This window comes from Microbacterium sp. Leaf436 (assembly GCF_001424715.1).
In the GTDB taxonomy this organism is placed as follows: Bacteria; Actinomycetota; Actinomycetes; order Actinomycetales; family Microbacteriaceae; genus Microbacterium.
The window spans coordinates 524,470-536,024 of sequence record NZ_LMRB01000004.1; the positions used below are offsets into that span (position 1 = coordinate 524,470).

General features: G+C 71.0%; 8 protein-coding genes. 5 read left to right on the plus strand and 3 right to left on the minus strand.

Going from position 1 to position 11,555, the window contains the following annotated elements; genetic code table 11:
• Nucleotides 1-9 precede the first annotated feature (9 nt).
• Entirely contained in the window at nt 10-1,011 is a 1,002-nt protein-coding gene (locus ASG45_RS14830) for a LacI family DNA-binding transcriptional regulator (RefSeq protein WP_055839293.1), read from the minus strand.
• 171 nt (nt 1,012-1,182) lie between these two features.
• On the opposite strand from ASG45_RS14830, the gene ASG45_RS14835 reads away from it, so the two are divergent.
• The 5 genes from ASG45_RS14835 (at nt 1,183) to ASG45_RS14855 (ending at nt 8,631) form a co-directional block, all read left to right on the plus strand.
• Nucleotides 1,183-2,466 carry an extracellular solute-binding protein gene (locus tag ASG45_RS14835; protein WP_055839296.1) on the plus strand — a complete coding sequence of 428 codons (1,284 nt, stop codon included), beginning with the start codon at nt 1,183-1,185 and terminating at the stop codon, nt 2,464-2,466.
• Between the two features lie 11 nt (nt 2,467-2,477).
• On the plus strand, nt 2,478-3,491 hold the full coding sequence (locus ASG45_RS14840) for a carbohydrate ABC transporter permease (protein ID WP_055839300.1): 1,014 nt from the start codon (nt 2,478-2,480) through the stop codon (nt 3,489-3,491).
• A complete protein-coding gene (locus ASG45_RS14845) occupies nt 3,488-4,372 on the plus strand; it encodes a carbohydrate ABC transporter permease (RefSeq protein WP_055839302.1) in 885 nt (294 codons plus the stop codon). The genes ASG45_RS14840 and ASG45_RS14845 overlap by 4 nt, the downstream gene beginning before the upstream one ends.
• Nucleotides 4,373-4,379: 7 nt before the next feature.
• A complete protein-coding gene (locus tag ASG45_RS14850) occupies nt 4,380-6,713 on the plus strand; it encodes a glycoside hydrolase family 3 N-terminal domain-containing protein (protein ID WP_055839305.1) in 2,334 nt (777 codons plus the stop codon).
• Nucleotides 6,714-7,074: 361 nt separating this feature from the next.
• Nucleotides 7,075-8,631 carry a deoxyguanosinetriphosphate triphosphohydrolase family protein gene (locus ASG45_RS14855; RefSeq protein ID WP_055839308.1) on the plus strand — a complete coding sequence of 519 codons (1,557 nt, stop codon included), beginning with the start codon at nt 7,075-7,077 and terminating at the stop codon, nt 8,629-8,631.
• Nucleotides 8,632-8,664: 33 nt separating this feature from the next.
• Here the strand turns inward: ASG45_RS14855 and ASG45_RS14860 are convergent, their stop codons facing one another.
• Together ASG45_RS14860 and araA are read right to left on the minus strand one after the other, a co-directional pair.
• Nucleotides 8,665-9,747 carry an SDR family oxidoreductase gene (locus ASG45_RS14860; RefSeq protein WP_055839311.1) on the minus strand — a complete coding sequence of 361 codons (1,083 nt, stop codon included), beginning with the start codon at nt 9,745-9,747 and terminating at the stop codon, nt 8,665-8,667.
• A 283-nt stretch (nt 9,748-10,030) separates the two neighbouring features.
• Complete coding sequence (araA, locus tag ASG45_RS14865; protein WP_055839320.1) at nt 10,031-11,542, minus strand: L-arabinose isomerase; 1,512 nt, start codon at nt 11,540-11,542, stop codon at nt 10,031-10,033.
• Nucleotides 11,543-11,555: the final 13 nt, after the last annotated feature.

The window sequence follows — 11,555 nt, forward strand, 5'->3', positions numbered from 1 at the left end:
CGCGCGGTGTCAGCCCGCCCGCGGCGGCGCGGTCGTGCCACGCGCGACCAGGCGCGTCGGCAGCTGGATGTGCGTCTCGGGCAGTTCCTCGCCGGCGAGCAGGGCCAGCACCATCCGCACCGCCTCGGCGCCGAGGCGCTTCATCGGCTGGCGCACGGTCGTGAGCGCCGGTTGGGCGCGGGCGGCCTCGGGCACGTCGTCGAACCCGACGACCGAGAGGTCTTCGGGCACCCGCAGCCCGCGGTCGGCGGCGACGTCGATGATCGACAGGGCCGACAGGTCGTTCGCGGCGAACACCGCGGTGGGCGGGTCGTCGAGCGACAGCATGGCCTCGGCCGCTTCGCGCGCGACGTCTTGGGCGTAGCGCCCCACCCCGACGAGGGCGGGATCGAAGGGGATGCCGGCCGCCGACAACCCCGCGCGGTACCCCGACGCGCGGGCGACCGCCGAACGCAGATCCGGGCGCCCCGCGATGAAGCCGATGCGGCGGTGGCCGAGCTGCACGAGGTAGTGCACCGCCTGCTGCGCACCGGTGAAGCTGTCGGATTCGACGGTCGGTACGACCCCGCGGCCGGTGTGCGGGTCGATCGCGACGATCGGCACCTCGCTCGCGACCGTGACGATGGTCGGCGTGACGATGATCGCGGCGTCGATGAGCGTGCCGCTCAGACGGCTGAGCGAGCGGCGCTCCCACCCCTCGCCGTCGCGGCGCGCGCCGGTGTAGGCGAGCAGGTCGTATCCGGTGTCGGACAGGGCCCCGCCGACGCCCTTGAGGATCTCGGCCGAGAAGGGCTCGATGTCGGCCACGAGCACGCCGATGACCCCCGTGCGGCGCGAGCGCATGCTGCTCGCGACGAGGCTCGATTCGTAGCCCAGGGTCTTCACGGCGTCCAATACCCGGCTCACCGTCGTGGGCGAAACCCCGTAGCGGCCGTTCACGGCTTTCGACACCGTGGCGACCGAGACGCCGGCCGCCGCGGCGACGTCGTGGATGGTCGGGCGCCTCGTCATGGCATCCGACCCTAGCGTGGAAATCATTTTCGAAAACGTTTGACGACCCTTCCGCACGGGGCGACACTGCTCAGACCCGGGGCGCAGCAACACCCCGGGAAACGGCAACGCTGCCCATGACAACCGACGCCTCCTCACGGACGCACCTCGACGAAGAGAAACGGGAATCACATGAACACGCGCAAGATCCTCGCCGGAGCGGCCCTCGCCGTCGCCGGCACCCTGGCCCTCGGCGGCTGCGCCGGCGGCGGCGGCGCAGAGAACGCCGACGGCTCGGTCACCCTGACCCTGTGGCACAACTCCACCACCGGCGACGGGAAGCAGTACTGGGAAGACACCGCCAGCGCCTTCGAGGCAGCCAACCCCGGCGTCACCGTCGAGATCCAGGCCGTGCAGAACGAGGAGATGGACGGAAAGCTCCAGACCGCCCTCAACTCCGGCGACGCCCCCGACCTGTTCATGGCCCGCGGCGGCGGCAAGCTCGCCGACATCGTCACGGCGGGTCAGGCGATGGACCTCACCGACAAGATCTCGGCGGAGGCCAAGACCGCCCTCGGCACCTCGCTCGACGCCTTCGAGGTCGACGGCAAGAACTACGGCATGCCCGTCGCCGTGCTCCCCTCCGGCATCTTCACCGCGCAGGACCTGCTGAGCGCGGCAGGCGTCACCGAGGCCCCGGCCACGATCGAGGACCTCGAGGCCGCCGACGCGAAGATCCGCGCCACCGGCGTCGCCCCCATCGCGGTCGGCGCGAAAGACGCCTGGCCCGCCGCGCACTGGTACTACAACTTCGCCCTGCGCGCCTGCGCCAAGGACGTGCTCGACGAGGCCGCGCAGAGCCGGAGCTTCGACGACCCGTGCTGGCTCGAAGCCGGCGAGAACCTGCAGTCGTTCCTGCAGACGCAGCCGTTCAACGACGGCTTCCTCACCACCGCCGCCCAGCAGGGCGCGGGATCGTCGGCGGGCCTGCTCGCCAACCACCAGGCCGCCATGGAGCTCATGGGCGCGTGGAACCCCGGCGTGATCGCCTCGCTGACCCCCGACGAGAAGCCGCTCGCCGACCTCGGCTGGTTCCCGTTCCCCGAGGTCGCCGGTGGCGACGGTGAGCCCGGCGCGATCATGGGCGGCGTCGACGGGTACTCGTGCTGGGTCAACGCTCCCGCGCAGTGCACCGACTTCCTGAACTTCCTCGTCAACAAGGAGAACCAGGAGAGCTACGCCGACGCCTTCCAGACCATCCCCGCCTCGAGCGAGGCCACAGAGGCCGTCACCACCCCCGCCCTGCAGTCGGCGCTCCAGGCCTACACCGACGCCCCGTACGTCTCGGTCTGGCTCGACACCCTGTACGGCCAGAACGTCGGCAACGCGCTGAACGTCGCGGTGGTCGACCTGTTCGCCGGCAAGGGCAGCCCGCAGGGCATCGTCGACGCCGTCAATGCCGCGGCCTCGCGCTGAGGACGACGGCCATGACCACCCAGCTCGCCACCTCGGCGACCGACGCCGGGTCTCGCCGCCCGGCCGGGGAGGGCGCTCACCGCGTCCCCTCGGCCGGGCGGCCGCCCGCGCGGCGCCGACTCGAGAATTGGCGCATCCGCGGCGAACTCGCGATCCTCCTGGGCCCCGCCCTCGTGGTCTTCGTGTCGTTCGTCATCCTGCCCGTGGCCCTGGCCGCCTATTACGGCTTCTACAAATGGTCGGGCTTCGGCACCCCCGTCGACTTCGTCGGCATCCGGAACTACGTCACGATCCTCACCGACCCCGCCTTCCACGAGGCGCTCGGTCACAACGCGTTCATCGTCGTCGGCTCGCTGGTGCTGCAGGGACCGCTCGCGCTCGGTCTGGCCCTGCTGCTGAACCGCAAGATGCGCGGCCAGTCGCTCATCCGCGTGCTGATCTTCGTCCCCTACGTCATCTCCGAGGTCGTCGTCGGCCTCGGGTGGGGCCTCATGCTGCAGTCGGGCGGCGCGCTCAACGGGGCGCTGGACAGGATCGGCCTCGGCGCCCTGCGCGCCGACTGGATCTCGGATCCGGCGCTCGCGATCTGGACGCTGCTCATCATCATCACGTGGAAGTACATCGGCTTCGCGGTGATCCTCTTCCTCGCCGGGCTCCAGGGCATTCCCGAGGAGCTCAGCGAGGCCGCCGCCATCGACGGCGCCTCGTACTGGCAGATCCAGCGCTACATCGTGCTGCCCCTCATGGGCCCGACCATCCGCATCTGGGCGTTCCTGTCGATCATCGGCTCGCTGCAGCTGTTCGACCTCGTCTGGATCATCTGGGGCCAGTACGTCGCCTCGACAGCGGGCACCTCGACCATGGCCACGTACATGGTCGCCAACGGCCGCAACGCCGGCAGCTTCGGGTACGGCAGCGCCGTGGCCGTGGTGATGTTCCTCATCTCGCTCGCGGTCGCCCTCATCTACCAGCGCTTCGTGCTCCGTCGTGACACGGCCGGCGCCCTCACCGGAGGCACCAAGTGACCGCCACCGCCACCCTCGTCACCCCGCGCGGAAGCAGGACCCCGCGTCGGGCCCCCGTCGGATCGAGCCGCGGCACCTCGGTGATCGTCGGGTTCGTCGCCCTGCTGCTGATCGGCATGATGCTCGCCCCCGTGGTGTTCATCATCCTGGGCGGGTTCCGCTCGAACGCCGAGATCACGGTCGACCCCTCGGGCTTTCCCACCCGATGGAACTGGGAGAACTACTCCGACGTCCTCACCAGCGGCATCTTCTGGGGGCAGGTCGGCAACTCCGCCATCGCCGCGATCGCGACGACGCTGTTCGTCGTGGCCCTCGGCCTGATGGCGGCCTACGCCCTCGCCCGTTACCGCTTCCGCGGGCGCGGGGCCGTCTACGCCCTCTTCACCGCCGGGCTCATGTTCCCGATGACCGTCGCCATCACGCCCCTGTACATCCTGGTGCGCAACCTCGGCCTGATGAACTCCCTCGCGGGCGTCATCGTGCCGCAGATCGCCTTCGCGCTGCCGTTGACGATCATCATCCTGTCGCCCTTCCTCGCCGCGATCCCCGCCGAACTGCAGGAGGCCTCCTCGATCGACGGCCTCGGCCGCCTGGGCTTCTTCTGGCGCATGGTGCTGCCGCTCGCGGTCCCCGCGGTGGTGACGGTCGGCATCCTGGCGTTCGTCAACAGCTGGAACTCGTACATGCTTCCGCTGTTCATCCTCAACAACGAGGCCGCGTACACGCTGCCCCTCGGCACGCAGGCCTTCGCCTCGCAGTACTCCGTCGACACCGCGCGCGTGCTCGCGTTCACCTCGCTGTCGATGATCCCCGCTCTGCTGTTCTTCAGCGTGTTCGAGCGACGGATCGTCGGCGGTCTCACCGGCGCCGTGAAGGGCTGACCCCGCCATGACCATCCACAACACCGACGTCGGCGCTGCCCTGGCGGCGGGCTTCTCGCCCCGGGTGCAGGCTCTCGTGGCCGACATGACCCTCGACGAGAAGCTCGCGCAGCTCGTGGGCTACTGGGTCGACCAGGGCGACGAGGTCGTCGCCCCCCTCTCGGGCGAGAAGGTCACCTCGGCCGCGTACACCGACGCCACCGTGCACGGCCTCGGCCACCTCACCCGCGTGTACGGCACCCGGCCGGTCGATCCGATCGAACGCGCCGCCTGGTTGTGGGGCGAGCAGCGGCGACTGAGAACCGAGACGCGCCTGGGCATTCCCGCCCTGGTGCACGAGGAGTGCCTGACGGGCTTCGCGGCCTGGCAGGCGGCGACCTTCCCGACCCCGCTCGCCTGGGGCGCGTCCTTCGATCCGGATGCCGTGGAGCTCATGGCATCCGCCATCGGTCGCTCGATGCGCGAACTCGGGGTGCACCAGGGCCTCGCGCCCGTGCTCGACGTGGTGCGCGACGCTCGCTGGGGCCGCGTCGACGAGTGCATCGCCGAAGACCCCTACGTCGTCGGCACGATCGGCACCGCCTACGTCCGGGGCCTGCAGGGCGCGGGCGTGCACGCGACCCTCAAGCACTTCGTCGGCTACTCCGCCTCGCGCGCCGGTCGCAATCACGCGCCCGTGCACGCCGGTCAGCGCGAGCTGCAAGACGTCTTCCTGCCGCCGTTCGAGATGGCCGTGCGCGACGGCGGGGTGCGCTCGGTGATGAACTCGTACACCGAGATCGACGGGGTGCCCGTCGCCTCGTCGCCCGAGCTGCTGACCGACCTGCTGCGCCGTCGGTGGGGTTTCGACGGCACCGTCGTCTCGGACTACTTCGCCGTCGAGTTCCTGCGCTCGATGCACGGTGTCGCCGGGTCGCTCGGCGAGGCGGCGCAGCTGGCGCTGGAGGCGGGGATCGACGTCGAGCTCCCCGGGCCCGACGCGTATCCGCACCTGGCCGAGCGGGTGGCATCCGGCGCCCTGCCCGAGGCCGTGATCGACCGCGCCGTCGCCCGCGTGCTCGCCGAGAAAGAAGACCTCGGGCTGTTGGATGCCGACTTCGACGACGTTCCGACCGCGGTCGACCTCGACGACACCGAGCACCGGGCGCTGGCCCGCCGCATCGCCGAGGAATCGGTCGTGCTGCTGCGCAACGACGGCGTGCTGCCGCTCGCCACCCCCGGTCGCATCGCCCTGATCGGGCCGAACGCCGACAGCGCCGAGGCTCTGATGGGCTGCTACTCGTTCGCGAACCACGTGCTCGCGCATCACCCGGGCTTTCCGATGGGGTTCGAGATCCCCACCGTGCGCGAGGCCGTGGCCGCGCGCTTCGGCGAGGTCGCGTACGCCGAGGGCTGCGCGGTCGAGGGCTCCGACACCTCGGGCTTCGACGCCGCCGCCGAGGTCGCACGCGGCGCCGACGTCGCGATCGTCGTGGTCGGCGACCGCGCCGGGCTCTTCGGCCGCGGCACGGTCGGCGAGGGCAACGACGCCGACTCGCTCGAGCTCCCCGGCGTGCAACGGCAGCTCGTCGAGGCCGTCGTCGCCACCGGCACCCCGGTCGTGCTCGTGCTGCTGACCGGCCGCCCCTACGCGATCGGGTGGGCGCTCGACACCGTCGACGGCCCCGCCGCGGTGCTGCAGGCGTTCTTCCCGGGCGAAGAGGGCGGCCCCGCGCTCGCCTCACTCCTGTCGGGGGATGCCACTCCCTCGGGGCGCCTGCCCGTCTCGCTCCCCCGCTCGGCGGGCTCTCAGCCCTACTCGTACCTGCACCCGATCCTCGGCGGCCCCTCGGGCGTGACGAGCACCGATCCGACGCCCGTGCGGCCGTTCGGCTTCGGACTGTCGTACACGTCGTTCGAGCGCGACGAGTTGCGGGTCGATACGGCACCGGCCGGGGTCACGGCATCCGGGACCGCCGCCGAGGTGCGCGCGGGCGACGCGTTCCGCATCAGCGCTCGGGTGACGAACACCGGGCGGGTGCGGGGGGCCGACGTCGTGCAGGTGTATGCGCATCGCGCCGTGGCCAGCGTCACCCGCCCCGTCGCGCAGCTCGTGGCCTACGCCCGCGTGGAGCTCGAACCCGGCGAGAGCGCTGACGTGCGCTTCACCGTGCCCGCGTCGCGGCTGGCCTACAGCGACCGGGCGCTGCGCCGAGTGGTCGAGGCCGGCGAGGTGGAGCTGCGCCTGGGCCCGTCGTGCGCCGCGTTCGACGCCGTCGCTGCGCTGCGCATCACCGGCCCGACGTACGAGCTGAGCGTCGACGACGCCCGCGTGGTCGACGTGGAGGTGCGCCGGGGCTGAGGGCGGCGCGGCGCCCTGGGTTGGTGTGGAGCCTGTTGAGTGTCCAGGACACGCCACGTGACGAGGGGCGCGAGCGGCGTGTCTCGGACACTCAACAGGGGGGGCGGCGGGGGCTCGCGAGCCCGCCGAGTGTCGGGGGCGGCGGGGTGACGCGAGCCCGCAGAGCGTCGGGGGCGGCGCGGTCGCACAAGCCTGTTGAGTGTCCAGGACACGCCGCGTGACGAGGGGCACGAGCGGCGTGTCTTGGACACTCAACGAAAAGAGGGAGGCACGCGACGCGAGCGGAGCGACGCGCGGCGGCGAGCGGGCCGCGCATCCGCGTTAGCGTTGACCCACGCCGCCGACGCCGCGAGAGGACCGGATGACCCTGCACGACGAGACCCCTCCCCCGGCCGCGGACGCGCTCGCCACCGCCCCGACGCACCCCGACACGGTCGTGGGCAACCCGGCCTCGCGGGTCCACCCCGATCGCGACGACGCCCGCGCCGACCCGTGGTCGATCGATCTGGAGCGCATCCAGTTCTCGCCGTACTTCTCACGCCTCTCGGCCGTGACCCAGGTGGTGTCACCGTCGATCGGCGGCGCCCCCGTGCACAACCGCCTCACGCACACGCTCAAGGTCAGCGCGATCGCCCGCGTGGTGGCCCTGCAGCTGAACACCCGGTCGCGCCGAGCGGGCGAAGGCGACGTCTGCAACGCCACGGTCGTCGAGGCCGCGGCCTACGCGCACGACCTCGGGCACCCGCCGTTCGGACACCTCGGCGAGTCGACGCTCGACCGCCTCGCCCGCACCGAGCTCGGCCTCGCCGACGGCTTCGAGGGCAACGCGCAGACCTATCGCATCCTCACCGCCCTCGACGTCGTCGAGAACGCGCCCCGCGGACTCAACCTCACCGCGGCGGTGCGTTCCGCCTCGGCGAAGTACCCCTGGGCGCCAACGGTCGACGCCGCCGACATCGAGCGGATCGGCCCGCCCCGCGGCATCCGTCGCTCCTCCGACGGCGCGTACCGCGTGCACAAGTACTCGGCGTACGACCTCGATCTCGACGACCTCGTCGAAGCGCGTCGGGGAGTGGATGCCGAACCCCTGCGCCAGAGCATCGAGGGCGCCGTGATGGACCTGGCCGACGACATCGCGTACTCGGTGCACGACGTCGACGACTTCTACCGCGCGGGGATCCTCGACCACGCCCCCATCGCGGCGGAGTTCCGCGGCTGGCTCGACGACGTGCTCGAGTGGCGCTCCCGCGACGACACCGAGGTGCGCGCCGAGCTCGCCCCCGGTGCGGGGCTGGAGCGGCTGCGCCGCAAGATGCGCCGCGACGACCCGTGGATCGCCGACGACGAAGCCTTCCTCGCCGCGGTCAGCGACGTGGATGCCGAGATGGTCACCGACCTGCTCGCCCGCCCGTTCGACGGCTCGTTGACGGCCGAGCGGCGCCTGGCCTCGTTCACCGACCGGTGGATCCGCCGGTTCCAGGAGTCGGCGCAGCTACGCCCGCTCGACACCCCGCGGGCCGGTCCCGTCGTGCTGTCGCCGTGGGCCTGGCACCACGTCGAGGTGCTGAAGTTCGTGCACAAGCGGTTCGTGCTCAGCCGACCCGACCTGGCGATCCAGCAGCGGGGGATGAGCCGCATCCTCGCCCGCTCGGTGCGCGCCCTCGGCGAGTGGCTCGACGACGACCTCGACCGCGCGCGCACGCCGCGGCGCCTGCGCGAACTCATCGCCCTCGCGCACGAGCAGTACGCGCAGCTCCCCGCCGATCGCCGCCCCTCGGATGCCGATGCCGAGACGCTCGCGCGCTCCCGCGGAATCGTCGATTACGTGGCATCCCTCACCGATTCGCAGGCATTCGCGCTGTCGGAGGCGATCTCGGGGCGAGCGGATCGGCTGTGGGCACTGGGGCAGCGACTGTGATGCCCCGGCGCCGACCGGCCGGCGGCGCCCCGCTCAGGGAATGAGACGCGCCGCGCGGTACCGCTCGAAGAGCCGCGTGAAGGAGTCCCGCGTGCGGTGATGCTCGGTGAAGCCCGCGAGACGACTCTTCGACATGTCGGTCATCACCTCGATATCACGCCCCAGATCGGCGTCGGTGTGCCACCACGAGGCCACCCGCGTGAGGTCGGACTCGATCAGGCCGTGCTGCTCCACGATCTCGGCCCACAGGGGCGCCGCGTCGGCCATCTGCTGCTCGAAGGGGCGGGGAGCGGTGTCGAATCCTTCGGCCTCGACACCGAGGTCGGCGGCGATCCGCGGCCACATCCAGCGCCAGCGGAACACGTCGCCGTTCGCCGTGTTGAACGCCTCGTCCGCGCCCTCGGGATGGGTGGCCGCCCACACCATCTGATTCGCCAACAGATCCGCATCGGTCACGTCGGTCAGCCCGTTCCACTGCGTCTCGCTGCCGGGGAAGATGAACGGTCGACCGGTGTGGCGACTGATCGCGGCCGCGACGGCGATCGTGAGGCCCATGTTCATCGCGTTGCCGACCGCGTGCCCCAAAACGGTGTGCGAGCGGTGCACCGACCAGGTGAATCCTTGACGATGCGCGGCCGCGAAGACCTCGTCTTCTTGCGCGTAGTAGAAGTTGTCGACGTCGAGGCGCGGCTCGTCCTCGTGGAACGGAGTGTCGGGCATGTCCCCCTGGCCGTAGGCCTCGAAGGGGCCGAGGTAGTGCTTCAACCCGGTCATCAGCGCGACGTGGCGTACCGGGGCGTCGGTGAGCGCCGCGAGCAGGTCGCGCACCATTCCCCCGTTGACGGCGATGTTCTCGGCCTCGGTGTCCTGCCGCGACCACGCGGTGAAGAACACGTGCGTGACCGGAACGCCTCGCAGCGCATCGGTCAGCGCGGTCGGCGAGCGCAGATCGGCGGACCGCCACGTCACTCCCGTTCGCGCCGCACCGGGCCGACGCGACAGTGCCGTCACCTCCCAGCCGTCGTCGACCAGACGGTCGAGGAGGGCGCTCCCGGCGATACCGGTGGCGCCGACGACGAGGGCGTGTGAGGAGTCTGTCAAAACGGGGGTTCCCATCGGGTCGAGGTGAACCGGGGGAAACCACCCTCTCTCAACGACTATTCCCCGGACGGGTCCCGGTGCCGACGTGCGCCACCGCAGCGAGCACGCGGACGACAGCGGTCATCGGAGAGGAAATGCCCCGGTACCTCCGCAGCCCACCGCTGCGACGGCACCGGGGCACCATCCGTGCATCGGGGCGTCCGTCGGACACCTCAGCGCACGGGCCGCGCCCCGAGCGAACGGGACGCGTGCATCCAGCACCGTCCCCGGATCTCGAAGGATCCGGGGACGGCGGGTCTTACAGGCCCTGGGCCAGGCGGTAGTACGCCTGGTTCCAGCGCAGCTCACTCTGGAAACCGCGGACCGTGGTGTCCTCGTCGATGACGACGAGCTCGGTCTTGGCGATCTCGGCGAAGTCGCGGAACACCTCGATGCCCACCGCCGTCGTCATGACGGTGTGGTGCGCGGCACCCGCGGCCAGCCAGCACGAGGCCGACGTCGCGAAGTCGGGCGCGGGCTTCCACACGGCGCGGCCGACGGGGAGCTTCGGCAGGTCGGGCGCCTCGACGTTCTCGACGACGTTGGCGGTCAGGCGGAACCGATCGCGCATGTCACTGAGGGCGACGACGAGCGCGGGGCCGGGGTCGGCGGTGAAGACCAGGCGCACCGGGTCGTCCTTGCCGCCGATGCCCAGCTCGTGGATCTCGAGGCGCGGCTTGGCCGTGGTGAGCGAGGGCGAGACCTCGAGCATGTGCGCACCGAGGATGCGCTCGGCCCCGGGAACGAGGTCGTAGGTGTAGTCCTCCATGAGCGACGCGCCGCCGGGGAGGCCGGCGCCCATCACGTTCGCGACGCGCACGAGGATCGCCGTCTTCCAGTCGCCCTCGGCGCCGAAGCCGTAGCCCTCGGCCATGAGGCGCTGCACAGCGAGACCGGGGAGCTGCTTCAGCGCACCGAGGTCTTCGAACGACGTGGTGAAGGCGCCGAAGCCGCCCTCCTCGAGGAACGAGCGCAGGCCCACCTCGATCGCGGCGCCATCACGCAGCGACTGGTGACGCGCGGCGCCGGGGAGCAGCTCTTCGGCGACGTCGTAGCTGTCGACGTACTCCTGCACGAGCGCGTCGATCTCGGCATCCGAAGCGCTTTCGACGGCCTCGACGAGTTCGTTGACGCCCCAGGTGTTGACCTGCACGCCGAAACGCAGCTCGGCCTCGGTCTTGTCACCCTCGGTGACGGCGACGAAGCGCATGTTGTCACCGAAGCGGGCGAGCTTGAGGGTTCGCGACGCGGTCCAGCCGGCGGCCGCGCGCTCCCAGTCCTCGATCTGCTGACGCACGGCGGGGTTCGACACGTGGCCGACGACCGTCTTGCGCGCGACTCCCAGACGCGTCTGGATGTACCCGAACTCGCGGTCGCCGTGAGCGGCCTGGTTGAGGTTCATGAAGTCGAAGTCGATGTCGTTCCACGGCAGCTCGACGTTCGCCTGCGTGTGCAGGTGCAGCAGCGGCTTCTGCAGGGCGTCGAGCCCCGAGATCCACATCTTGGCGGGGCTGAACGTGTGCATCCACGCGATCACGCCGATGACGTCGTCGCGGCCGTTGATCTCGAGCGCCATGCGGCGGATGCTGTCGGAGTCCTTGAGCACGGGCTTCCAGACGACCTTCACCGGCAGGCCGTTGAGGCCCTCGACGACGGCCTGCGACTGTTCGGCGACCTGCTTCAGCGTCTCTTCGCCGTAGAGGTTCTGGCTACCGGTGACGAACCAGACCTCGTAGCCGTCGAGGTCGTTCTTGAGGGGGGTGCGGGTCATGACGTTTCCTTTT

What these genes read in the sequence shown, in the direction of transcription:
- ASG45_RS14830 (WP_055839293.1), bottom strand. Translation starts at nt 1,011, where the DNA reads ATGACGAGGCGCCCGACCATCCACGACGTCGCCGCGGCGGCCGGCGTC.
- ASG45_RS14835 (WP_055839296.1), top strand. Translation starts at nt 1,183, where the DNA reads ATGAACACGCGCAAGATCCTCGCCGGAGCGGCCCTCGCCGTCGCCGGC.
- ASG45_RS14840 (WP_055839300.1), top strand. Translation starts at nt 2,478, where the DNA reads ATGACCACCCAGCTCGCCACCTCGGCGACCGACGCCGGGTCTCGCCGC.
- ASG45_RS14850 (WP_055839305.1), top strand. Translation starts at nt 4,380, where the DNA reads ATGACCATCCACAACACCGACGTCGGCGCTGCCCTGGCGGCGGGCTTC.
- ASG45_RS14855 (WP_055839308.1), top strand. Translation starts at nt 7,075, where the DNA reads ATGACCCTGCACGACGAGACCCCTCCCCCGGCCGCGGACGCGCTCGCC.
- ASG45_RS14860 (WP_055839311.1), bottom strand. Translation starts at nt 9,747, where the DNA reads ATGGGAACCCCCGTTTTGACAGACTCCTCACACGCCCTCGTCGTCGGC.
- araA (WP_055839320.1), bottom strand. Translation starts at nt 11,542, where the DNA reads ATGACCCGCACCCCCCTCAAGAACGACCTCGACGGCTACGAGGTCTGG.